The organism is Bordetella bronchialis, assembly GCF_001676705.1.
In the GTDB taxonomy this organism is placed as follows: domain Bacteria; phylum Pseudomonadota; class Gammaproteobacteria; order Burkholderiales; family Burkholderiaceae_B; genus Bordetella_C; species Bordetella_C bronchialis.
Window position 1 is genome coordinate 616,758 of record NZ_CP016170.1, and the last position, 24,585, is coordinate 641,342.

The window sequence follows — 24,585 nt, forward strand, 5'->3', positions numbered from 1 at the left end:
TGCGGCACCAGCCACTGATTCACACGCGCACGCCATGAAGAAACTGATCGCCACCAGCCTGATCGCCTCGGCCCTGCTGCCTTGGGCCGCCGCCCGCGCCGACCACGATAGGAATGAGTCGGGCGAAGGCTATGTCATTGCCGACGGCCGCAACTACAAGGAGAAATACCGGGACGGCGACTGCGAGGTCAAGCGCAAGTGGAAGAAGAACGGCGAGTACAAGGAAGAGCGCAAGTGCAAGCCGCCGAAGTATGTCGAACCGGTTGTCGTGCCGGCATATCCGGTCGCGCCGATGGGGCCGGGCATCACGATCAACGGGACGGCGGTCATCCGGCCTTAGCTTGCAGCAGACCCTGTCGTTCAATCTGCCATAGTGGCCTGGGCCCTGGCCAACATCCTGCCACGGCGAGCATCGGCCGCGGCCGACATCCGGCCATAGCGCACCGGCTCTAGCGCGCATCCTCGGCTGATCCCGGCGCGCCCTGCCAGCGTAACAAGCCCTGCGCCGTTGCCCGCCCGCTGGCGATGCAGGCCGTCAACAGATAGCCGCCGGTCGGCGCCTCCCAATCCAGCATCTCCCCGGCGCAAAAGACGCCCGGCAGGCGTTTCAGCATGAAATTGCCGTCCATCGCGTCGAAGGACACGCCGCCGGCGGTGCTGATGGCTTCGTCCATGGGCCGCGTGGCGCGCAGCGTCAAAGGTAGGGCCTTGATGGCGTGTGCCAGGCGGCCGGGATCCAGCATCGCTTCCTTGGACAGTACCTCGCGCAGCAATGCCGCCTTGACGCCGGCAATGCCGACGCGGCTTTGCAGGTGCGAGGATAGCGAACGCGCGCCGCGGGGGTGCGAGACATCTGCCAGCACGCGCTCGGCGCTGTGGTCGGGCAACAAATCCAGTGTCAATGTCGCGCTGCCGTCGCGTTCGAGCCGATCGCGCAGCGGCGTGGACAACGCGTAGACCAGGCTGCCTTCCACGCCGTGCTCGCTGATGACGAACTCGCCGCGGCGGCGCAGCGCCGTTCCGTCGGCGGCCAGGCAGCTCGCCACGACATTCTTGACCGGCTGGCCCGCGAACTTGTCGCGGAAGAACGGCGACCACGCGATGTCGAAACCGCAGTTGGAGGGCTTGAGCGGCGCGATGGAGACGCCCCGGTCCTGGAGCACCGGCACCCAGGCCGCATCCGAGCCCAGCCTGGCCCAACTGCCGCCGCCCAGGGCCAGGATCGCGGCGGGCGCCGTATGGTGCTGTTCCCCCGCGGGGGTGGCAAAGCGCAGCCGGCCCGTGTCGTCCCAGCCCAGCCAGCGATGGCGCGCATGCGTCACGACGCCGCTCTCCCGCAGCCGGTGCACCCAGGCGCGCAGTAGCGGCGCGGCTTTCATTTCGCGGGGAAAGACCCGCCCGGAGCTGCCGACAAAGGTCTCCACGCCCAGGCCCGCCGCCCAGTCGCGCAGCGCCCGCGGATCGAACGCCCGCACCAGTGGCGCGAGCTCGCCTTGCCGCGAGCCGTAGCGGGCCAGGAAAGCGTCCAGCAGCTCGTTATGGGTCAGGTTCAGTCCGCCCCTGCCGGCCATCAGGAATTTGCGCCCCAGCGAGGGCATCGCGTCGAACAGGTCCACGCCCAGGCCGGCGGCGGCAAGGACTTCGGCCGCGGCCAGCCCAGCGGGGCCGCCGCCGATCACGGCGATACGGGAGGAAGAAACGGAAGGCGACATGGCGGGCAGTGTAGAGCGGATCCCGCCTGCGTTGTTTTCTCGCCGCGGGGCGCCGCGTGCTCGGCTTCGTGTAAGACGTTTTCGTGTATCGTGCGGGGCGCTTTTATACGGAGACAGACAGAGCGCGACGCGCGGGCGCACAAGCCCGGCAGTCGCGCCGGTATACGCCATGGATACGTTGAAATCAGCCGCCGATGCCTTGTTCATCTTGATCGGCGCGATCATGGTGCTCGCCATGCATGCGGGCTTTGCGTTCCTGGAGCTGGGAACGGTGCGCAAGAAGAACCAGGTGAATGCCCTGGTCAAGATCCTGGTGGATTTCGCGGTATCGACCATCGCCTACTTTTTCGTCGGCTACCAGATCGCCTATGGCGTCCAGTTCTTCACGGGCGCAGAGGCGCTGGCCGCGAAGAACGGGCATGAGCTGGTGCGCTTCTTTTTCCTGCTGACCTTTGCAGCGGCCATCCCCGCCATCATTTCCGGGGGCATCGCGGAGCGCTCTCGCTTCAATCCCCAACTGGCCGCCACCGTGCTTTTGGTGGGCCTCGTCTATCCCTTCCTGGAGGGCATCGTCTGGAATGGCCATTTCGGCCTGCAGCAGTGGCTGGCGCAGGTAACGGGCGCGCCCTTCCACGACTTCGCCGGATCGGTGGTGGTGCACGCCTTCGGCGGCTGGGTGGCGCTGGTCGCCGTGCTGCTCCTGGGCGCGCGCCGCGGGCGCTACAAGGACGGCCGCATCGCCGCGCATCCGCCGTCCAACATCCCCTTCCTGGCGCTGGGTGCCTGGGTGCTGACGGTGGGGTGGTTCGGCTTCAACGTCATGAGCGCGCAGACGCTGGACAAGATCAGCGGGCTGGTGGCGATGAACTCCCTGATGGCCATGGCGGGCGGCACGCTGTCCGCCTGGCTGGTGGGGCGGAACGACCCCGGCTTTACCTACAACGGTCCGCTGGCCGGGCTGGTGGCGGTGTGCGCGGGCTCGGACCTGATGCATCCTGTCGGGGCGCTGGCGACCGGCGCCGTGGCCGGCGTGCTCTTCGTCTACATGTTCACCCTGGTGCAGAACAAGTGGCGCATCGACGACGTGCTGGGCGTGTGGCCGCTGCACGGCTTGTGCGGCGCCTGGGGCGGGGTGGCGGCGGGAATCTTCGGGCTGCGGGACCTGGGCGGCCTGGGGGGCGTTTCCTTCGTGGCGCAGCTTGCCGGTACGCTGTTCGGCATCGTGGTGGCGCTGGTGGGGGGATTCATCGTCTATGGCGCGATACGCGCCACCGTTGGGCTGCGGGTCAGCGCGGAGGCGGAATTCAATGGGGCGGACCTGTCGATCCACCGGATTTCGTCGACGCCGGAGCGGGAGACGAACTGGTAGGGCGCCTGGTGGGGGCCGCCGGGCCGCCGCGTCCTGACGGGCGCCGGCAGTAGGCGCCGGCCGGGCGCCGGCGTGGCAGCTCGGCAGCGCCGTCGTTCGTCGCCGGATGGTCACGGCCTGTGCGTCGTGCTGCGGGGGCGCTACGCCTTCCGGCGCCGCGACCTGGGGCGCGGCAGCCGACAGGGCGCCCATGCGCCATGGCCGGGCCCGGCAACCGGTTAAAATCGCCTATTTCCTGGCGGGCGGAGCGCGGCGATCACCGGCGGTTTTGCGGGCAACCCGGGCGGCTTGTTTCCCGCGCGCCAGTCCACATGATCGCGGCCGGGCTTTCCGGCCCGCATCGGGCAGCTCCGCCGCGCTGGCGCGCGTGCGCGGCGCCCCGATACTTTTATAGGTTCTCCATGGCTCTGAAATGCGGCATCGTCGGCCTGCCGAACGTCGGTAAATCGACTCTCTTCAACGCCCTGACCAAGGCTGGCATCCCGGCGGAAAACTACCCCTTCTGCACCATCGAACCGAACGTGGGCGTGGTCGAAGTGCCGGATCCGCGGCTGCAGAAGCTGGCGGAGATCGTCGGGCCCGAACGCATCGTGCCCGCCACGGTCGAGTTCGTCGATATCGCCGGCCTGGTGGCCGGCGCCAGCCAGGGCGAAGGACTGGGCAACCAGTTCCTGTCGCACATCCGCGAAACCGACGCCATCGTCAACGTGGTGCGCTGCTTCGAGAACCCCAACGTGATCCACGTGGCGGGCAAGGTCGATCCCATCGCCGACATCGAAGTCATCGAAACGGAACTGGCGCTGGCCGATCTGCAGACCGCCGAGAAGGCCCTGCATCGCCATAACAAGACGGCCCGCTCCGGCGACAAGGACGCGCAGCGCCTGGTGGCCATCCTGGAAAAGTGCATCGCGCAGCTTAACGAAGCCAAGCCTGTGCGTGGCCTGGATCTGGGCGAGGAAGAACGCGCGCTGATCGCGCCGCTGTGCTTCATCACCTCCAAGCCGGCCATGTATGTGGGCAACGTCAACGACGACGGCTTCACCGATAATCCGCTGCTGGACCGCCTGACCGAATTCGCCAAATCGCGCAACGCGCCCGTGGTCGCCATCTGCGCGGCCATCGAATCGGAAATCGTCGACCTGCCGGAAGAGGACCGCTCGGCTTTCCTGGCCGATATGGGCATGGACGAACCGGGCTTGAACCGGTTGATCCGGGCTGCGTTCAAGCTGCTGGGCTTGCAGACGTATTTCACCGCGGGCGTGAAGGAAGTACGCGCCTGGACCGTTCCCATCGGCGCCAGCGCGCCGCAGGCGGCGGGCGTGATCCATACGGACTTCGAGCGCGGGTTCATTCGCGCGCAGACCATCTCCTACGACGATTTTGTGGCGTACAAAGGGGAGCAGGGCGCGAAGGAAGCCGGGAAGATGCGGGCGGAAGGAAAGGAATACGTGGTGCAGGATGGGGATGTGATGAATTTCCTGTTCAACGTCTGAGGATTTTTGCTGGATCTCGGTGGCGCTCAGTAGCGCTTGGTGGACAGGTTGACCCATTTTGAAATCAATGGGTTGCGTAAACAATACGGTCTGCGGAGCGTTCCTATTGTTCATCGAGGTCTGAAAAATTCGGGGGTAGCGTTGGGGGTACTCGTCTTCAACCGTGGGGGTACATCTCCCCGCAGTGGAGTCCAACGATGCCCGAGAATCTACTCACCGACCTCAAGGTCAGGTCGGCCAAATCGACTGATCGAGACTGGAAACTTTCAGACGGCGGGGGCTTGTTCCTGCTGGTCAAGCCCACCGGCGGCAAGCTCTGGCGGTGGAAGTACCGCCTGCAAGGCAAGGAGAACCTCTTTGCTATCGGCGGCTTTCCTCAAGTAAGCCTTGCGGAGGCGCGCGCGGCCCGCGAGATTGCGCGCGCATTGGTCAAGCAAGGCATCCATCCTGCCCATGAGCGGCAGCAGGTCAAGCAGCGCAACCTCGAAGCGCTGGAGGAACGCAAGCGCGCAAAGGAAAGCTCGTTCGCCAAGGTGGCGCAGGCGTACCTGGCCGAGATCAAGCCAGTCTTTGCGCTCAGCTCCTACCGCACGAAAGAATCCCGCGTCAGGAAGTACCTGTCGCCCAAGTTCGATGGGATGCCGATGAGCGACATTGGCGTGAAGCAGATTCGCCCGCTGCTGGAGGAATGCAAGGCCCATGGCGCGTGGGCGGCAATCCATGTCAAAGGCGATCTTTCAGCCATCTTCGAGTTTGCGGTGGTGCGTGGCCTGGTAGAGGCCAATCCAATTCCCAGCCTGCGTGGGCTGCTGCGCGTGCCATTCAGCGAGAGCAAAGCGGCGATGACGCGAGAGCAAATTCAGAAGTTCTATCAGGAGTTGCGCGGCTACCGGGGCTATCCGGAAACCTCGCTGTGCCTGCGGCTGATTGCGCTGACCGCCTGCCGTCCAGGGGAAGCGGCGGATGCCGAGTGGGACGAGTTCGACTTTGAGGATGCACTGTGGCGTCGGCCTGCGGCGAAGATGAAGGCGCGGCGTGACCATGTCAGTCCGTTGTCCGTTCAGGCCATTGCTGTACTGAAGGATTTGCAGTGCATCACGGGCGGTGGCCGCTATCTGTTTCCACACCGGAGCGGCAAGGGCTTTACTACGCCCAACCGGCTGACCTATGCGATGCGCGACATGAACCTGGGCCGGGGCACGACGCCGCATTGCTGGCGGACGACCTTTTCGACCTGGGCCAATGAGAGCGGGTACCGGCCTGATGCGATTGAGCGGCAGCTTGCCCACGTGGAAAGCAACAAGGTACGGGCGACGTACAACAAGGCGCTGCTGCTGGATCAGAGAAGGACGCTGTTGCAGGACTGGGCTGACTATCTGGGGGCGGCGGAGGGCAGCGGCACGGCATAGAGAGGAGTTAGCTGGGTGTTGCAGAACCAATGGACAGGGCGGCCTTTTCCTTTTCAGGATAGGGCCGTTGTCCCTTGAGTGCCGTTCCCTTGCCGTTTGCCTTTGCCCTGAGTTGGGCCTGGGAATGGGGTAAACAATGGAGCAAATAGGGTAATTGTGAAATTATTGCCCTTTTTAGGCATTTCCTTCCTGGCCGGCCATGCCGGCCCCTTGCGACCGCGCCTACGTTCAGGAAATGGGGTAATCAAACGCCTTTAATGAGGTATTTATAGAGACAATACCCCATTTAAAGACTATGATTACCCCATTTAGACAGCCTGGGCTTACATTTCCATGCACTCGCTCACACCCGAGTACCTTGCCGCGCTTCGCTTCGATGGCACTCAGGCCGCCACGTTGCGCACACTGGGCGAGTACCAGGGTAAGCAGCAACTCTACGCCGCACAGTCGCCCGAAGCCCTCAAGGGCCTGCGCCAGATCGCGGTGGTGGAGTCCACTGAGTCGTCTAACCGGCTGGAAGGTGTTGTCGTAGCGCCTTCGCGGCTGAAGTCTCTGGTCATCCGCAACGCAACACCAAAGAGCCGCTCCGAACAGGAGATCGCTGGCTACCGTGACGCCCTGGCGCTGATCCACGAATCGGCCGCGCACATGTCCTTCAGCGAGGGCGTAGTGCTGCAACTCCACACCCAGCTGTACCGCTATATGCCGCAGGCGGGCGGGCGCTGGAAGGCTACCAATAACGACATCATCGAACGTCACCCGGATGGCACTTCGCGTCTGCGCTTCCAGCCAGTCGCTGCGCACCTCACGCCCATGGCCATGGGCGATCTGACCGGGCGCTACGCCACCGCGCTGGATCTGCATCTGGCCGACCCGCTGGTGCTGGCACCGCTGGCGATGCTCGACTTCCTGTGCATTCACCCGTTCCCAGACGGTAATGGTCGCATGTCCCGCTTGTTGACCTTGCTGCTGCTCTATCACTCCGACTATGCCGTGGGCCGCTACATCAGCTTGGAACGCATCTTCGAGGACACCAAGGAAGGCTATTACGAGACGCTGGAAGCCAGTTCGCAGGGATGGCACCAGGGGCAGCACGACGTTAAGCCCTGGCTCGACTACTTCTGGGGCGCTTTGCTACGGGCCTATCGCGAGTTCGAGGAGCGTGTCGGCACCATTGAGCGTGGCCGTGGCAGTAAAGGAGACCGGGTGCGTGCGGAAGTCCTGGGACGCACTCTGCCGTTTTCGATTTCCGAAATCGAAGAAGGCTGCCCGGGCGTGAGCCGGGACATGGTTCGACTAGTGCTGCGAGCGATGAAATCAGAGGGGTTGATCGAATCGACTGGCAAGGGGCGAGGTGCGAAATGGAAGCGCATCACAGCAGGCACCTCCGGTAGTACAGCGGTTCTGGCGATTGGCCACAAGATGGATCAGTGAGGACTCTCCATGGATAACGTTTTCCAATTCCGCGACCAGCTCATCGAACGATATGGCAGCTTTTCCCGCAGTTTCGTTCGCATCGCTGCGCCTGATATCCAAGCCGAGGTCGAACATCAATATGCGCAAGGTCGCTACTGGCCTGAGCCGCTGGTGCAGATTAACCCGAATTACCAACGCCAGGGCACGGTGCAGAACCTGGCGGCGCAGGGAGTCTTGCACGCTGCCTGCGCAGAGATCTTCCAGGTCGGGAAGTCTGCAGGTTCGCCAGAACCCCTGCATCTTTACAAGCACCAGATGGAAGCCTTGGCCAAAGGCCAGGAACGCCAAAGCTATGTGGTCACGACCGGAACGGGGTCGGGGAAGTCCCTGTCCTTTTTCATCCCGATCATCGACCGCATTCTCAAGGCCAAGCAGTCTGATGGCAAAACACGTACCAGGGCCATTGTCATCTATCCGATGAATGCCCTGGCCAACAGCCAGCTGGAAGAACTCGACAAGTTTCTGCATGGCTATGCGCCAGAGCTTCGTCCCTTCACCGTCAAGCGCTACACCGGCCAGGAAAGCAAGGCGGAACGCAGCGCCATTGCGGATGACCCGCCCGATATCCTGCTCACTAACTTCATGATGCTGGAGTACATTCTCACGCGCTTCGACGAAGTGGATCGGCGTGTGGTGAAACACTGCGAGGGACTTGAGTTCCTGGTGCTGGATGAGTTGCATACCTATCGTGGCCGTCAAGGGGCGGACGTTGCCTTGCTAGTGCGGCGCCTGCGAGAGCGCTTGAAAGCCGAGCAACTGGTCTGCATCGGCACGTCGGCCACCATGTCCAGCACAGGTAGCCAAGCCGATCGCAACCGCGTGGTGGCCGATGTGGCTAGCAAACTTTTTGGCACCCAGATCAGCGAGCATGACGTCATCGGCGAGACCTTGGAGCGCGTCACCAACCCGCTTAAGGACGTCAACGCCATCCGCACAGAACTACCGGCGGCCATTACGCGAAAGCAGGATATCTGGGCTGACTTCGACGCCTTTCGCAATGATCCGTTGTCCATCTGGGTGGAATTGAATCTGGGTATCGAACTACCTGCCGACGAGCCTCCTAGGCGGGCGAGACCCATGATGTTGGAAGAGGCCAGCCGCCGTCTCGCCGAAGACGCGGGTTGCCAGCCTGAAGCCGCTCGCACCGCCCTGCAGCGATTCCTAGTGGCTGCCCATGATGTGCGCACGCCCCAGGGCAGGCCGCCTTTCGCGTTCAAGCTGCACCAGTTCATCAGCGGTCCCGGCAAAGTACTCACCACGCTGGAGGCGCGAGGTAAGCGCCATGTCACGCTCGATGCTCAGCGTTTCGCGCCGGGGCGGCAGCAAGAGAATGTGCTGCTTTACCCGACGCACTTCTGCCGCGATTGCGGCCAGGAGTACCTACCTGTCTGGCACGCACGGCAACCGGTCAGCTTCAGCTCACGTGAAATCGACGATATCGCGGCAGAAGACGACGCCAGCTATGGCTTCCTGTGTCCTCTGGTGCCCGGGCAGCAATACGGCGGCCTGCTCGAAGACCTGCCGGAAACCTGGATCGACCTCAGCCGTAACGAACCCAAAATCAAGCCAGCCTACAAGAATGCCGTTCCCTATATGGTCACGGTCGATGCCAAAGGGCAAACGGGCTCGGGGACGGAGTTCTGGTTCATTCCGGGAAAGTTCCGCTTCTGCCTGAACTGCGGCACGACACACGAAGCCCACGGCAAGGATGCCAACCGCCTCTCCAGCCTGTCCGGCGAAGGCCGCTCTTCGGCCACTACCATGATTGCCCTGGCGGCCTTGCAGCAATTGTTCGCACTTTCCGAACCTGCGCCAGGGCAGCCTGACCCACGCAAGTTGCTTGGGTTTACCGACAACCGCCAGGATGCCGCTCTGCAGGCGGGACATTTCAACGACTTCATTTTCCTGCTGACGCTGCGTGCCGGCTTGATTGGTGCACTACAGGGAAGCGGTGGTCAACTCGATGAAGAACACTTGGCCGAAAGCGTATTCAAGGCCCTCGGCTTTCAAGGGGTCGATGAAGCGACCTTGGTGGAGTATCTGCGCACCCCCAAGCTCATGGGACTGGCCCGACAAGAAGCGCAACGCACATTGCGCTTCATCATCGCCTACCGGCTACTGCGTGATCTGCGGCGTGGCTGGCGTTTCAATAATCCGAATCTGGATCAACTCGGCCTGTTGCAGATTCGGTATCGAGACCTAGATGCCTTTTGCGCTGACGCCAGTATCTTTGCTGCAAACAGCACCTTGACCAAATTGACGGCAGTGCAACGGACAGTTCTGTTCGAATTACTGTTCGACGCCTTGCGCCGCCATCTGTGCCTGGAAAGTCGTTACCTCGACCCGGTTGAGCAGGACAAGGCACGCACCAGCGCCCACACCTACCTGAATGAACGTTGGGCCTTCGCTCCCGACGAGAAACTCGATACCGGCCGCTATCTCATCCTCGGTAAGCGCCCGGAATACAAAGGCAAGCCGCGTACCGACTTGGTGACAGGTGGTCCACGCTCCCGTCTGCTACGGCAAATAAAGACGGCCGCCTTCTGGCGCAACAGCGCATGCGCCAGCGAGGTCGCGCAGTGGAAAGATGTCGAGTGGGCTAAGCTGATCGAAGCGCTGCTGGGGTCCGCCAAGGACTATGGTTATGTGCAGCGCCAACCTATCGACGCCCAGTTCGCAGGCTGGCGCCTGAACGCGGCTGCCCTGGACTGGTGCCTGATTGCCGATCAGCCGCAAACTGATAGCAATCGAATCAACCAGTATTTCCGCACCCTGTATCTCGGCATTGCCGACCTGCTGCGTCAGCCCTCGCATCCGCTGTTCGACTTCGAGGCCCAGGAACATACGGCCCAGGTGGATGCGCCACGCCGGCAACTGCTGGAGCAGCGTTTCCGCTACACCGAAAAGGACAGGCAGGATTGGGCGCAGAACCCCGCCCACGAAGCGCCGTTGGAGCGGCTGCCGGTGATGTTCTGCTCCCCCACGATGGAGCTGGGCGTGGATATCTCCGCGCTCAACACCGTGTACCTGCGTAATGTGCCGCCGACCCCCGCCAACTACGCCCAGCGCAGCGGCCGTGCCGGTCGCTCGGGTCAGCAGGCGCTGGTCATCACCTATTGCGCGGCGCTCAGTCCGCATGACCAGTGGTTCTTCCACAATGCTGAGCAAATGGTGCATGGCGTCGTGCGCGCGCCAACCCTCGATCTGAGCAACCGTGATCTCATCGACAGCCACCTGCAAGCGGTCTGGCTTGCCAGTACCCAGGTGCCGCTGGACGACAGCATTGCGCCCATGCTAGATCTCGACCAGCCCGGTAAACCACTGAAACAGCCCTTGCACGAAGCACTGCGGGCGCAGGCTGTCCAGAACCGGGCCTTGGCCAGTGCCGACCGGGTCATCAACCAGCTCGCTGGCGAGCTTGAAGGCAGCGCCTGGTTCACTCCTGACTATGTGCGCCAGGTCATCGACAACGCGGCGCAAGCGTTCTCTGGGGCGCTGGAGCGCTGGCGCGTGCTGTTCGATGCCACCCGCCAACAGATGGATATGGCTGATCGCATCGTCAAGAGCCATACCGCCTCGCACACTGAGCGCCAAAATGCCCAGCGCCGCTACGGCGACGCCGCGCGCCAGTACGCCGTATTGCTCAAGTCCGGCAACGGCCAGAACAATGACTTCTATACCTATCGCTACTTGGCCAGCCAAGGCTTTTTGCCAGGCTACAACTTCCCGCGCCTGCCGCTGATGGCTTGGATTCCCGCCCGTGGCGGCCAGGCCGTCAATGGCAGGGATGACGAAGGCAGCATGGTCAGCCGGCCGCGCTTCCTGGCCCTGTCCGAATTCGGCCCCCGCAGCCTCATTTATCACCAGGGCCGCATGTACCGCGTGGTGCGTGCCAAACTCAACGTAGGCAATACAGACCACATTTCCGGCAACAGCCAGTTGGCCACCATTGCCTCGTTGGTGTGCAGCCAATGCGGCTACGGTCATCTCGGCGAGCCGGGCGGCGAACAGCCGCTGGTCAATCGCTGCGAGAACTGCGACGCCTTGCTCACCGAGCGCGATTGGGTGCGCGAGCTCTATCGCATCGAAACCGTGGAGACCGTGGCCACCGAGCGCATCTCCATCAACGACGAGGAGCGCCAGCGTCAGGGCTTCGAGCTGCAAACCACCTACCGCTTTCTACCCGGCCCCGATGGCCGTATCCAGCAGCAGAAGGCCACGATCCAACAAGGCGAGGACGTGCTAGGCGAGCTCACCTACGCGCCCGCTGCGCAAATCTGGCGCGTCAATCGCGGCTGGCGCAGGCGCAAAGACAAGGAGCAACTGGGCTTCTACATCAACCCCATCACGGGCACCTGGAGCAAGCAGGACGCACCGGATGCGGAAGACGACCAGGGCGGCGACGATGCTTTGCTGGAGAAGGTGCCCAACCAGCGCATCGTTCCTTTTGTGGAAGATCATCGCAATCTGCTGATCTTCGCTCCCGTACATGCCCTGTCGCTGGAGGCCATGGCTACTTTGCAGGCCGCGCTCAAGCGCGGCATCGAAATGACTTTCCAGATCGAGGAATCCGAACTGGTGGTCGAGCCACTGCCGAAGTCCGACGAGCGCCGCGCCTTGCTGTTCTACGAAGCGGCGGAAGGCGGTGCGGGTGTGCTCACTCGCCTGGCAAACAATCGCGACGACCTTGCACTCGTCGCCAGCAATGCCCTGCAACTGATTCACTATCGCAAACCGCAGAGCGGCATTTGGACGCTGGACGATCTGCCGTCGCTGGAACAGACCGACGCACTTGGCAATCATCAGTGCGAAGCCGGCTGCTATCAGTGCCTGCTGTCCTACTTCAACCAGCCGGATCACGAACACATCAACCGCCGCAATGCGGATGCGCTCAAGCTGCTGGTCGCGCTGGCCAATGCCCAGGTACAGCCTGTGGAATGCAGCCCGGCCACCGTTGCAGCGACGACCTTGGCAGGCGCGCCACTCGACGCCTGGCTGTCCGCGCTCCGCCAGGCAGGAGCCGTGCAACCTGATGCGGTCAACGTGTCCGTCAACAATGGCGTAGCCACTGCGGCGGCCCAGTACAAGGCATCTCGTGCTCTGGTGTTTCTATCCGCGGTGGATGAGCAGACCACCAGCGTATTGAAGGACAAAGGCTGGCAGGTGCTCGATTTTTCGGACGCTTCACGTTGGTCACAACAATTCGCCGCGCACGCCGATGTGTTCGGTTCCAAGGAATAAAGGCGTATGACGATCCTCGAACACGACTTTCTGCCAGGCAACCTGGTGCGCGCCCGGGGCCGCGAATGGGTGGTGCAAAGCGACTCCCGCCGCGACTGGCTGCGCCTGCGCCCATTGAGCGGTGCCGATGACGAAAGCATTGCCCTGATCCCCGAGTTGGAACTGCATCCCGTCGAACCTGCCACCTTCGACTGGCCCGATCCCGCACACGCCGGCAACCATGCCGCTGCGCTGTTGCTACGCGATGCCTTGCGCCTGACCCTGCGCGCCGGCGCGGGCCCGTTCCGCTCCTTTGGCAATATTGCGGTGGAGCCTCGCGGCTACCAGCTTGTGCCGTTGCTGATGGCACTGCGCCTGTCCACTGTGCGCCTACTGATCGCTGATGACGTTGGCATCGGCAAGACCATCGAAGCCGGCCTGATCGCACGCGAGCTGATGGACCGTGGCGAAATCGCCCGCCTAGCCATTCTCTGCCCGCCACACCTTGTCGAGCAGTGGCAAAGTGAGTTGGAAACCCGCTTCAACCTTCAGGCCGTGGCGTTGACTTCGGCTTCGGCCTCCCGCATCGAACGTGATCTTCCGCATGGTGTGCGCCTGTTCGACCATCATCCCGTGGTGGTCGTCAGCCTGGACTACATCAAGAGCGAACGCCACCGCGAACAGTTTCTCGCCACAGCCCCCGAATGCATCATCGTTGACGAGGCCCACACCTGCGCCAGCAGCGGCGCGGGCAAGCAATTGCGCTTCGAGTTGCTGCAACGCCTTGCTCGTGACGCGCAGCGACACCTGATCCTGCTGACCGCCACTCCTCACTCCGGTGACGAAACCGCCTTCTACAATTTGCTGTCGCTGCTCGATCCGCGCTTTGCGGCCTTGCAAGGCCGAATGACGGCCTCTGACCCGCTGCGTCAGGAACTGGCCCGCCACTTCGTCCAGCGCCGTCGCAAGGACATCGTTGAATGGCAGGCCGAGACCCATGACGGACGAGGTTTTCCCCGTCGCATGAAAACCGAGCTCACCTACCAGCTCAGCGGCGAATGGGGCGCGTTCTTCGACGCCGTGCAGGATTACTGCCGCGAACTGGCTGAAACCGTTGAGCAGCAAGAACAGCAAGGCGGCGCGCGCCTGATCTGGTACGCCACCCTGGCACTGTTGCGCTGCGTGGCATCGTCGCCCGCAGCCGCCGTCAAGGCATTGACCACACGGCTGGAAGGCACTGTGCCGGATGAGGTGCTTCTCGGCGATGAGCGCCTGCACGATGGCGAGGCTGATGACCTCTCCGGCAGTGATCTGGAGCCGCCTGCCCAGGTGCAGGACGCTGCGCCGCGCCTGCAAGCCCTGATCGCCGACGCGCAACGTCTTTCCGGCAAGGCGGGTGATCCAAAGCTGGCTGCGCTCATCCGGCATACTGACCTTCTGGTGAAGGATGGCTACCACCCGGTGGTGTTCTGTCGCTACATCGCCACCGCCCATTACGTGACCGAACACCTCAAGGCCGCTTTCCCCAAGGCCACTGTCGATGGCGTCACCGGCGAACTCACCCCCGAAGAACGCCGCGAGCGCGTGGATGAGTTGGAGGATGCCGAGCAACGCATCCTGGTTGCTACCGACTGCCTCTCAGAAGGCATCAACCTGCAACACCTGTTCACCGCCGTCGTCCACTACGACCTGGCCTGGAACCCCACTCGCCACGAACAGCGCGAAGGCCGCGTCGATCGTTTCGGTCAGCAGGCTGATGAAGTGCGCTGCACCATGCTCTACGGGCAAGACAACCCGGTGGATGGCTTCGTGCTCAACGTCATCCTCAAGAAGGGCGAGGCCATCCAGAAGGAACTCGGCGTGCTGGTTCCAATGCCCGAGGACGAAGCCCGCATCAATCAGGCCCTGGTCAAGGCGGCATTGATGAAACGCAGCGACAGTCGCACCGCATCGCCGCAGGTTGCATTCGACTTCGGTGAGCCGGAGCAATTGCTCGCTCCTCTGCAAGCCCAATGGCGCGACGCGCTGGAAAAAGCCAAGGCGAATCGCACCGTGTTCGCTCAGCGTCGTATCAAGCCAGACGAGGTGCTGCCCGAATGGCACAAACAGCAGCAGGCTCTGGGCACCCAGGCTGATGTGCAGCGCTTCCTGCAAAGTGCTTGTGTGCGCTTGGGGGCGCCGTTGGAAGTCGGCCGCAAACAGACCGCACGTTTCCTGCCGCAGCACCTGCCCGAAGCCCTGCGCCAACGCTTGGCCGACGAGGGCATAGACAAACCCCAGCTCATCGACTTCAGCGAACTGCACCGCAGTCACCCGCTGGTTGGTCTGCTGGCCCAGCACCTGCTGGAAGACGCACTGGGCGGCGAACGTCCGCTCGCCGCCCGCTGCGCTGCTACCCTTACCAATGACGTGGCGGTCGTCACCACCCTTTACCTGCTGCGCCTGCGTCATCAGCTCAGCTACGTGCGCCGCCGTGAACCCTTCCAGATGATGGCCGAGGAAACCGTTGCCCTGGCTGTACAGGGCCGCAACGCCCCTCAATGGCTGGCCGACGATGGCGTGAGTCGCCTGCTCGAATGCACGCCCAGCGGCAACCTGCCGCCGGAGGCGGCACAGCGCGAAATCCGCACCGCGCTCGACTTCCTCGCCTCGCACCCGCAGCAACTGCAAGCGGTAGCCCAAGAGCGGGCTGATGCCCTGCTGGCCGACCACCAGCGCGTGCGCGAAGCCACCCGTGACGTCGGCCAGTACAGCGTCAGCCCCTGCCTGCCGGTCGATGTGATGGGCGTGTACGTGCTGCTGCCTGACTCGCTATAAGCCTCGGCCTGGAGAAGAACAACCATGAAACGCATCCGCAAGGCCCAGGCCACGCTAAACCTGCCCACCCTCAAGCTCGAAGGGGGGGTATTCCTGCCCGATCAACTGGAAAAAGCCGCTCAGGGCCGCGCCAGCGCCCAGAGCGAAGTCGACTATGGTACCCCCAAGGGCGTCAAGCTCAAGGATGAATACAGCCGCGCCTTCCAGATCGCCTGCGCTCAATGGCAGCACTTCGCCGCACAGATTGGGCGCGCCGACATCGATGCTGCGCAGCTTACCACGGCCTTCATCCACGAACTGCTGCGCGATGGGTTTGGCTACGCGACCTTGCAAGCCACGGCAGCACAGAAAGTGGGTGAACTGCGTTACCCGGTCAGCCTGATGGCTGGCAACCTGCCCGTACTGGTAGCCCCGCACACCTTAGGGCTGGACGAGGCCGACGCGCGCTTTGCCGTGCAGGGCGGCGGCAACCGCAAGAAAGCCCCGTTCCAGGCCATGCAGGAATTGCTCAACGCCAGCGAACCGCTGCAATGGGGCATCGTCAGCAATGGCAAACAATTGCGCCTGCTGCGCGACGCCGCCTCGCTCACCCGTCCCAGCTTTCTCGAAGTGGATCTGGCCGACCTGCTTGGTGGCCAGCGTTATGCCGAATTCGCCAACGTCTGGCGTCTACTGCACGCCAGCCGGGCATCCCGCCTCGGCCAGGGCGCTACGGTGTGCATCTGGGAACAATGGCGCAACGAAGGCCAGCAGGAAGGCACCCGCGTGCGCGACGGCCTGCGCAACGGCGTCGAGCAGGCCCTGCTGACCTTCGGCCAAGGCTTCCTGCAACACTCCGCCAACCAAGCCCTGCGCACCGCCTTGCACGACGGCACGCTCAGCAAGGACGCTTACTTTCAGCAACTGCTGCGCCTGATCTACCGCCTCATCTTCGTCTTTACGGTCGAGGAGCGCGGCGTGCTGCACCCGCAGGACGACAGCCCGGATGCGCTGGCCGCCCGCCGCGCCTATGCCGAAGGCTACGCCCTGGCCAGCCTGCGCGAACTCTGCCTCAAGCGTCGTGCCCGCACCCGTCATGACGACCAGTGGCAAGCCATCCGCATCGTGTTTCGCGGCCTGGCGCAAGGCGAGCCGCGCCTAGCGCTGCCCGCGCTGGGCGGCCTGTTCGCCCCCGAGCAATGCCCCGATCTCGATATTGCCAGCCTGGACAACGTCCACCTGCTCGCCGCCCTGCAACACCTGCGTTGGGCGGTGGTCGCGCAAGGCAAGGGCAGCAGCCTCACCCCGGTGGACTACCGCAACATGGGGCCAGAAGAACTCGGCAGCGTCTATGAAAGCCTGCTGGAACTGGTGCCCGCCATCGACCTGCCCGCACGCACCTTCGGCTTCGTCGGTCGCACCGAGGAAGGCAGTACCGCCGGCAATGCCCGCAAGCTCACGGGCAGCTACTACACCCCCGACAGCCTAGTGCAGGAGCTGATCAAGAGCGCGCTCGATCCCGTCATCGAACAGCGCCTGGCGGTCCGTCCGGCCAACCCCACCGAGGCACTGCTGGCCATCCGCGTCATCGACCCGGCCTGCGGTAGCGGCCATTTCCTGCTGGCCGCTGCCCGCCGCCTGGCGGAAAAACTGGCCCAGTTGCGCAGCCTCGAAGGCGGGCAGGAAGGCGCCATCCAGCCGCAGGACTACCGCCACGCCCTGCGCGAAGTGGTGGGCCACTGCATCTACGGCGTGGACCGCAACCCCATGGCCATCGAACTGGCGCGCATGGCCTTGTGGCTGGAGGGCTACGAGGAAGGCCGCCCGCTGGGCTTTCTCGACCATCACCTGCAAGTGGGCGACGCCCTGCTGGGCCTGACCGACCTGACCGTGCTGGAACAAGGCATCGCCAAGGATGCCTTCAAGCCTTTGAGCGGCGACGACAAGGACGTCTGCAAGGAATTGGCCAAAGCCAATGCCGCCGGCCTCAAGCAGATCGCCAAAGACCTGCAAGGCAAGCAGATGCTGCTGGGCGTGGACAACCGCAGCGGCCTGGAAGCCCTGCGCGCCATCGAAACCCTGCCCGCCGACACGCCCGAACAGGTGGCCGCCAAGGAACAAGCCTGGCGCCACTTTCTGGAGGACTCCGCCCACCGCCCACTGGCCCACGCCGCCGATGCGCTGGTGGGCGCCTACCTGCTGCCCAAGACGGAAGACACGGCCGAAGCCGTACCCACCAGCATCACCCTGCATGCGCTACTGACCGCGCCGGAACGCGCCCAGACCGAGCACGCCGCCCCCATCGCCGCCGCAGGCGCGGCTTGCGAACAAGCCCGCGCGTTCCACTGGCCGCTGGCCTTTCCGCAGGTGTTCGCGCAAGGCGGCTTCGACTGCGTGCTGGGCAATCCGCCTTGGGAGCGCATCAAGCTGCAAGAGGAAGAGTTCTTCGCCACCCGCCATCGCGACGTGGCGGAGGCCCGCAACAAGGCCGAACGCGCCCAGCGCATCCAGTGGCTCAGCGAAGGCATGCTGGCACGTCACCTGTACCCCGACCTGGCCCATGAGGTGCATGAGGACGAGGCCGAAAAACGCCTCTACCGCGAATTCGTCACCGCCCGCCGCACGGCGGAAGCGGCCAGCGTGTTCGTCCATGTGAAAGGCACCGACGGCGGCCGCTATCCACTGACCGGCGTGGGCGACGTGAACACCTACGCGCTGTTTGCCGAAACCATCCTGCAAATCCATTCCGACAGTGGCCGCGCCGGCTTCATCGTGCCCACCGGCATTGCCACCGACGACAGCACCAAGGCGTATTTCGGCCACATCACGCAGAACCAGCGGTTGCTTAGCCTGTTTGATCTTGAAAACCGAGAGCGAGACAAACTGTTCCGTGATGTAGATAGCCGCATGAAGTTCTGCCTGCTCACCCTGGGCGCAGCCGAGCGGGCCGAATTCGTCTACTTCGCCACCCAGGTCAGCCAACTGGCAGATCCACGCCGCCGCTTCACCCTCACGCCCGACGAATTCCGTCTCATCAACCCCAACACGCTCACCTGCCCGGTATTCCGCAGCGAGCGCGACGCGGAGCTGACCAAGAAGCTCTACCGCGCCGCCCCGGTGCTGATGCGCGATGCCGTTACCGCAGGCGAGGGCAAGCAAGCCAAAGTGGTGGAGCCCGTGCAAAACCCGTGGGGTATCTCGTTCATGACGATGTTTCACATGTCTAACGACAGCCACCTGTTCAAGGACGAGCCAGCCGCCGAACACTTGCCGCTGTACGAAGCCAAGCTTATCCACCAATTCGACCATCGCTGGGCCACCTACCCGGCGGACGGCAACAGCCGCGATGTCACGCTGCCCGAAAAGGCCGACCCGGATTTCACCGTCACCCCGCGCTATTGGATCAGCCGCACCGAAGTGGAAGAACGCCTATGCAAACGCGACCGCGATGGCCGTGTGATCTGGCAATGGGAGCGGGATTGGTTGATGGGCTGGCGGGATATTTGCCGTGCAACCGATGAACGAACGGTGATTGCGTCGGTGGTGCCGCTGGCAGGCATCGGGAACAAAATCCCGCTGTTTCTGTTTGGCGACCAAGTAGAAGCGCCGCAAGCTGCGGCATTCCTCGCCAATCTATCTAGTCTTGCACTGGACTTCGCTGCGCGACAAAAGATTGGCGGTACAACGCTGAACTATTTCTATCTCAAGCAATTTCCAGTATTGCCTATAGACCGATACACTGAAGCCGACCTCGCCTTCATCGTCCCACGTGTATTGGAGCTGACCTACACCGCCCACGACCTCTCCGGCTGGGCACAAGACTTGGGCTACGGCGGCGAACCCTTCCCCTTCGACCCCGACCGCCGCGCCACCCTGCGCGCCGAACTCGATGCCTACTACGCCAAACTCTACGGCCTCACCCGCGACGAACTCCGCTACATCCTCGACCCCGCCGACGTCATGGGCGAGGACTACCCCAGCGAAACCTTCCGCGTGCTCAAGAACAAGGAACTGAAGGAGTTCGGCGAATACCGAACGCAGCGGCTAGTGCTGGCAGCGTGGGATGCATTGGAAACCCAACAACCGCTCGCGACTCCCTCACCAAAACCCGCACGTCGTACGGCCCCCCTTCCAATTTATGCAGAAGGCGGCACACCCGCTACCGAAGCAGAGGATTGGCTGGCAGGGTTGGTCTGCGACGTACTCCTGCAAGCCGGGCCCTGTGACGACAATCGCCTGCGGCGCATTCTTGGGGCACGATTGCCGGAAGACACGCCACATGCCGAGAGACTGCATGATTGGCTGGGGGCGGTGAACACGGAGCGTTGGACGCACATTTGTGGTTGGCTTCGTGATCTGTTGGGCGTCGCCGCAACGGCACCGCTGTCCATCCGCGACCCGGAAGCGCTGGCCGACATCATTGGCGATCATCGCACCGAATCGCTGGCTCGTTACTTGATCGAGGCTCGTCGCCACCATGAGGCCGCTCTGGCAGAAGTGATGGCAGATTCGGCATCGGATGCGCAGACCGACGAACTGCGCAAACGGGGATAAGTGCTTATGAATGGTGCCGCCCTTTCGACGACAGGCCATGCCAAGCCACGCCTCTGGGTCGAAACACTGTGGTTGCTGGATTCGCTGACATCCCAGCGACCCTTGCGCGAGATCCCCTTGCGGCGCGGGCTCAATCTGATCGTGTCGCCACCTGGAGCGGATAGCTCCGGTCACGGCGTCGGAAAAACAGCCTTCTGCCAGTTGTTGCGCTTCGTGCTGGATGATCCGCTTTGGTCCGGTGGTTCGACCTTACGCGACGAACTGCTGAGCAGTCGCGAGCTGAAAGAAGGCGCAGTCGCCGCCCGTGTGCATGTGGGTGGCGAGGTGTGGACGGTCCTGAAGCCGTGGCTGCATCAGAAACACTATCGAGCATCGCGATCTGCTGATTGGCGTCAACTGGCGGCCAATGAAGCCGAAAACGAGTTCAGTGCCTACCAGGCTGCGCTGCGCCAGCATCTGGTCGAAATCCTGCCCGTTCAGGAGTTGCCAACCTCGAAGCAATCCATCGAGTGGCACCAGATTCTGGCCTGGTGTTCCCGCGACCAGAATGCGCGCTACCACAACTATTACCAGTGGCGCGCCGATGGTGTTGGATTCAGTCTGCCAGCAAGGTCGCCAGCGGCACTCATGCAAATCGTGCTGGGTCTGTTGCATGACGCGACAACACTGCGCGACCTGGACAGCACCGCCAGGGAGATGGAGGATCAGAAATCGAAGTTGCAAGCACTGCGCGAGGAGCCCGCGCGTTTGTTGAAACATGTGCGCCGCCAACTGACTCGCCGCTTCGATGTCTCTACCGCTACTCCGTTCCGGCAGGACGGCTTGCTTGAGCACCCAAACCTGATCGGCATCGCCAAGCAGCGTCATGAGGTTTATCAACAGGAGCTGTCGGCCATCGATGCTGAGCGGCAAGAACTTGCGGCACAGCGTCAGGCGTGGGTGGAAAAGCGTGCGCCGCTGAAAGCTGGCATTGACCTTCTGACCAATGAGATCAAGCAGAACGAAGCCATGCTGGCCGGTGACATGCAGCGGGTAGCCGAGTTGCAGGAAGAGGCATCGTCTTTGCAACAACAGCTACCCACTCGCTGCGACGCAGGAAACCGATTGCTCAGGGATTGCAGCCATGTGATGGAGCGGATCGAGCAGACGCAGATCGATCGGAAGCAGCGGATCACTCTGCATCAGCGCTCCAAAGGAGAGCTTGAAAGCGAACTGGCGCCCCTGCGTCGCCGACGGGATGAGCTGGAGGCCGAGACAGCGCCCATGAATGCACAAGTTGCAGCCATCGATCAACGGGAAGCCGAGCTTATGACGAGGCACGCACAATCCCTGTCAGCCGACCAGCTTCTCAGTGATGCCATCGAGGACTATGAACACTACGAGAGCATTGCATCTGGAAGATCACAATCAAGCGATATCGTGACAGTAGAGCGAAAGTTGGAGTCGACTCGGAACCGTCACGAGCAACTTCAAATACAGCACGAGAAGGAGCGTGAGGCCGTAAAGGGGCGTCGCCGGGCGATTAGTGAGTCTATGCAGGCTGTTGCCAAGTCGTTGCCCTCTTTCCAATGGGGCGTTTTCAACGATGAGGATAAGCACCGCAACCATCCATTTCAGATGGGGCCAATGCACTCAACAACCTTCAAGGTTCTGGAAATGCTCGCCGGGGATATCGCCTGCTTGCTCGACAGCACATCTGCGGATAGCTTTCATCCGGGATTCCTGCTGCACGACTCACCTCGCGAGGCAGAAATGAGTGAGGCCATACTGTGGTCACTGCTTGGGCATGTCGCATCGAGTGGAGGTGATTCTTTCCAGTACATCGTCACCACATCGACTGAGCCCTCAGACGCTTTCAAGTCTTTTGAGCGGCTCAGGCTTTCATCCGACAGCGAGGATGGTCTTCTGCTTCGTCAGCGGGTGGGTGCAGAACAGGCGTCTTTGACATGAGTACCGCGGTGAATCCACTACAGCGGGCATTGGTCGAAAAAGCTGGCCACGACAACGGCTTCGAGCACGTTCTGTCATCTGCTGACGATGCGGTGACACTGGCGTCGGCCCGCCATCGAAGCCAGACGATGGTGACGGCATCGGTCAACGGTTTTGACGTGCGCTTTCAAGCGACCACGCTCGCGCTGCTGCCGGAGTTGCTGCGCGGCTTCCAGCTTTGGGCCGGAGCTGATGACGTATTTCGCGTACCTACCCTGGCCGATCTGGCAGCCCTGTTGCGCCGCGCAGCCAGCCTGTCGCAGGCTTTGCCGAATCAGGCAGTGCGGGATTACCACACGGCCGTTGCGCAAGCCGTGGCTGAGTTGCCTGCCGAGAATCGAGGCACGGAGGTCGAGCGTCTGGTGCGCCAACGCGTCGGTCAGGAGCGCTATCGCAATGCCCTGCTGAGCTATTGGGGCGGTACCTGCGCTGTGACGGGTGTTTCCGCGACCGAGGCGCTGCGTGCCAGCCACGCCAAGCCCTGGGCCGAATGCGCCGACGATGCCGAGCGGCTGGATGCCTTTAACGGCTTTCTGCTAGTGGCCAATCTCGATGCGCTGTTCGACCGCTTTCTGATCAGCTTCGACGACACTGGACATCTGCTGACCAGCGCTCAACTGTCTCCGAGTGATCTGCACGGACTTGGCATTCGCCCAGGCATGACGCTGCGCTGGTTGGCCAGTGAACACCTGCCGTATTTGCGATGGCACCGTGAACGCTTCCTGCTCGGTACCTGATCGAAGGAAAAAACATGTCTAAGGCCGAAGCAAGCGTTGAAGAACTGGTATCAATGATCGAGCGGGGCGAACTGCGCTTGCCAGAGATGCAGCGCCAGTATGTATGGCGCTCCACGCGAGTGCGCGATCTGCTGGATTCGCTGTATCGCGGCTACCCATCGGGCGCAATCCTGCTTTGGGAAACGGATGAAGCTGTGCCGCTGCAGGATTTCGCGGTCAGCCAGAGCACGAATCCTTACCAGAGCGCGCGGCTCCTGCTGGATGGTCAGCAGCGTCTGACATCGCTCTCTGCCGTCATTCGCGGCGAGCCAGTATCGGTGCGCGGCCGTCGTCGGCCTATCGACTTGCTGTTCAACTTGGAGCATCCCGACCAGTTGGCGGTCGTGACCGAAGTGGAAGAGAACGGCGACGACGAGGACGATGTTGACGACGATAGCGAACTGATTGGCGATGAGACGGACTCGACCGAGGACGAACTGCTCAAACGCTTCAACAAGATGACGTTCGTGGTGGCCACGAGGAAGCTGGAGCAGTTGTCGCATTGGGTGAAAGTGTCGGAAGTGTTCAAGACCGACAACGATGCGCCGTTCCTCAAACGTGCGGGCATCAGTGGTTTTGACGATCCTCGCTACGAGAAGTATAGCCAGCGCCTGGCCCGGCTACGTGGCATCCGAAAGTACGTTTATCGGATGGATGTACTGGAACGGACGCTTTCCTATGATGAGGTCACGGAAATCTTCGTCCGGGTCAATTCACTGGGAGCCAAGCTGCGCAGTTCCGACCTGGCCCTGGCGCAGATCACCGCCAAGTGGCGGCACTCGCTGCAGACGTTCCAGGATTTTCAGAAGGCCTGTGCCAAGACGGGCTTTGACCTCGATCTCGGTTTGCACCTGAAGAACCTGATGGCGTTTGCGACCGGTCAGTCACGTTTCCAGATCGTTGGTAGCCTGAGTGTGGAGAAGCTGCAGAAGGCGTGGAAAGAAGCCTGCGAGGGCATGGAATTCGCGCTCAACTTCCTGCGTAGCAATCTGGGCATCGATAGCCCGGCGCTGCTGTCGTCGCCCTTCTTGCTGGTGGTGCTCGCGTATTTCGGACACAGCCGCAACTATGCGCTGAGCAACGATGAGGCCCGCCAACTGCGCTATTGGGCGCTGATGGCCAATGTCAAAGGCCGCTTCTCCCGAGGCTCCAGCGAAACCATTCTGGATCAGGATTTGGCAAGTATTCGTCAGGGCGGCGCGGTGAGCGAGCTGATCGACCGATTGCGCTTGCAGTTCGGCCGCCTGGACATTACCGCGGAGGAGCTGGAAGGCCGAAACCAGCGCAGCGCGCTGTTCAAGACCATGTTCCTGGCTTTCCGCGCTGCCGGTGCGAAAGATTGGCGCAGCCATCTGACCATTGCTCTGGATCATTCGGGCGCCCAGCATCGCTTGCAGTTCCATCACATCTTTCCCAAAGCCGTACTGAAGACCAGCTTCACTGCGCGCGAGGCCGATGACATCGCCAATCTGGCCTTCATCGGCGGCAAGACGAATCGCGCGATCAGCGACAAGGCCCCGGCGGTCTACCTGCCTCCGCTGGTGGACCAGCTTGGCGAGCCAGCGTTCTCAGCACAGTGCATCCCGGTTGAGGCATCGCTGCTGGAAGTGGAAAGCTACAAGGCTTTCTTGCTTGAGCGACGCAAGAGGATTGCAACGGTGCTGAATACGTTTGTTGGGCCCGCAGATTAAGCCGGTGGACGGCTGTGTATGTAGGCCAGGGGGGCTCATACTGCCTGACCTAGCTACCGAGGTAGATGGCAGTGATTTGAAGGCGCTCGTGTCCCAACTC

General features: G+C 62.5%; 12 protein-coding genes. 11 read left to right on the plus strand and 1 reads right to left on the minus strand.

Annotated features, from left to right (window positions below; translation table 11 throughout):
• Positions 1 to 34 precede the first annotated feature (34 nt).
• On the plus strand, positions 35 to 340 hold the full coding sequence (locus BAU06_RS02690) for a hypothetical protein (protein WP_082993492.1): 306 nt from the start codon (positions 35 to 37) through the stop codon (positions 338 to 340).
• Positions 341 to 449: 109 nt separating this feature from the next.
• Here the strand turns inward: BAU06_RS02690 and BAU06_RS02695 are convergent, their stop codons facing one another.
• Positions 450 to 1,712 (minus strand): TIGR03862 family flavoprotein, encoded by a 1,263-nt coding sequence (locus BAU06_RS02695; RefSeq protein ID WP_066344030.1) that lies wholly within the window; start codon positions 1,710 to 1,712, stop codon positions 450 to 452.
• Positions 1,713 to 1,881: 169 nt separating this feature from the next.
• Between BAU06_RS02695 and BAU06_RS02700 the strand changes: the two genes are divergently transcribed.
• From BAU06_RS02700 to BAU06_RS02745, 10 genes are all read left to right on the plus strand, one after another.
• Complete coding sequence (locus tag BAU06_RS02700; RefSeq protein WP_066344031.1) at positions 1,882 to 3,081, plus strand: ammonium transporter; 1,200 nt, start codon at positions 1,882 to 1,884, stop codon at positions 3,079 to 3,081.
• A 401-nt stretch (positions 3,082 to 3,482) separates the two neighbouring features.
• A complete protein-coding gene (gene ychF, locus BAU06_RS02705) occupies positions 3,483 to 4,574 on the plus strand; it encodes a redox-regulated ATPase YchF (RefSeq protein ID WP_066344036.1) in 1,092 nt (363 codons plus the stop codon).
• Positions 4,575 to 4,771: 197 nt separating this feature from the next.
• Entirely contained in the window at positions 4,772 to 5,983 is a 1,212-nt protein-coding gene (locus tag BAU06_RS02710; protein ID WP_066344040.1) for a tyrosine-type recombinase/integrase, read from the plus strand.
• A gap of 333 nt (positions 5,984 to 6,316) precedes the next feature.
• The gene (locus BAU06_RS02715; RefSeq protein ID WP_066344043.1) at positions 6,317 to 7,417 is read left to right on the plus strand and encodes a Fic family protein; all 1,101 of its coding nucleotides are present in this window, start codon (positions 6,317 to 6,319) and stop codon (positions 7,415 to 7,417) included.
• A 9-nt stretch (positions 7,418 to 7,426) separates the two neighbouring features.
• On the plus strand, positions 7,427 to 12,700 hold the full coding sequence (locus BAU06_RS02720) for a DEAD/DEAH box helicase (protein WP_066344045.1): 5,274 nt from the start codon (positions 7,427 to 7,429) through the stop codon (positions 12,698 to 12,700).
• 6 nt (positions 12,701 to 12,706) lie between these two features.
• Positions 12,707 to 15,496 (plus strand): helicase-related protein, encoded by a 2,790-nt coding sequence (locus BAU06_RS02725; protein WP_066344049.1) that lies wholly within the window; start codon positions 12,707 to 12,709, stop codon positions 15,494 to 15,496.
• 24 nt (positions 15,497 to 15,520) lie between these two features.
• Positions 15,521 to 20,029 carry an Eco57I restriction-modification methylase domain-containing protein gene (locus BAU06_RS02730; protein WP_066344054.1) on the plus strand — a complete coding sequence of 1,503 codons (4,509 nt, stop codon included), beginning with the start codon at positions 15,521 to 15,523 and terminating at the stop codon, positions 20,027 to 20,029.
• Between the two features lie 6 nt (positions 20,030 to 20,035).
• The gene (locus tag BAU06_RS02735; RefSeq protein WP_066344055.1) at positions 20,036 to 21,979 is read left to right on the plus strand and encodes a chromosome partitioning protein ParA; all 1,944 of its coding nucleotides are present in this window, start codon (positions 20,036 to 20,038) and stop codon (positions 21,977 to 21,979) included.
• On the plus strand, positions 21,976 to 22,755 hold the full coding sequence (locus BAU06_RS02740) for an HNH endonuclease (protein ID WP_082993494.1): 780 nt from the start codon (positions 21,976 to 21,978) through the stop codon (positions 22,753 to 22,755). Before BAU06_RS02735 ends, BAU06_RS02740 begins: the two co-directional genes overlap by 4 nt.
• 14 nt (positions 22,756 to 22,769) lie before the next feature.
• The gene (locus BAU06_RS02745) at positions 22,770 to 24,485 is read left to right on the plus strand and encodes a DUF262 domain-containing protein (RefSeq protein ID WP_066344056.1); all 1,716 of its coding nucleotides are present in this window, start codon (positions 22,770 to 22,772) and stop codon (positions 24,483 to 24,485) included.
• Positions 24,486 to 24,585: the final 100 nt, after the last annotated feature.

What these genes read in the sequence shown, in the direction of transcription:
- BAU06_RS02690 (WP_082993492.1), top strand. Translation starts at nt 35, where the DNA reads ATGAAGAAACTGATCGCCACCAGCCTGATCGCCTCGGCCCTGCTGCCT.
- BAU06_RS02695 (WP_066344030.1), bottom strand. Translation starts at nt 1,712, where the DNA reads ATGTCGCCTTCCGTTTCTTCCTCCCGTATCGCCGTGATCGGCGGCGGC.
- BAU06_RS02700 (WP_066344031.1), top strand. Translation starts at nt 1,882, where the DNA reads ATGGATACGTTGAAATCAGCCGCCGATGCCTTGTTCATCTTGATCGGC.
- ychF (WP_066344036.1), top strand. Translation starts at nt 3,483, where the DNA reads ATGGCTCTGAAATGCGGCATCGTCGGCCTGCCGAACGTCGGTAAATCG.
- BAU06_RS02710 (WP_066344040.1), top strand. Translation starts at nt 4,772, where the DNA reads ATGCCCGAGAATCTACTCACCGACCTCAAGGTCAGGTCGGCCAAATCG.
- BAU06_RS02715 (WP_066344043.1), top strand. Translation starts at nt 6,317, where the DNA reads ATGCACTCGCTCACACCCGAGTACCTTGCCGCGCTTCGCTTCGATGGC.
- BAU06_RS02720 (WP_066344045.1), top strand. Translation starts at nt 7,427, where the DNA reads ATGGATAACGTTTTCCAATTCCGCGACCAGCTCATCGAACGATATGGC.
- BAU06_RS02725 (WP_066344049.1), top strand. Translation starts at nt 12,707, where the DNA reads ATGACGATCCTCGAACACGACTTTCTGCCAGGCAACCTGGTGCGCGCC.
- BAU06_RS02730 (WP_066344054.1), top strand. Translation starts at nt 15,521, where the DNA reads ATGAAACGCATCCGCAAGGCCCAGGCCACGCTAAACCTGCCCACCCTC.
- BAU06_RS02735 (WP_066344055.1), top strand. Translation starts at nt 20,036, where the DNA reads ATGAATGGTGCCGCCCTTTCGACGACAGGCCATGCCAAGCCACGCCTC.
- BAU06_RS02740 (WP_082993494.1), top strand. Translation starts at nt 21,976, where the DNA reads ATGAGTACCGCGGTGAATCCACTACAGCGGGCATTGGTCGAAAAAGCT.
- BAU06_RS02745 (WP_066344056.1), top strand. Translation starts at nt 22,770, where the DNA reads ATGTCTAAGGCCGAAGCAAGCGTTGAAGAACTGGTATCAATGATCGAG.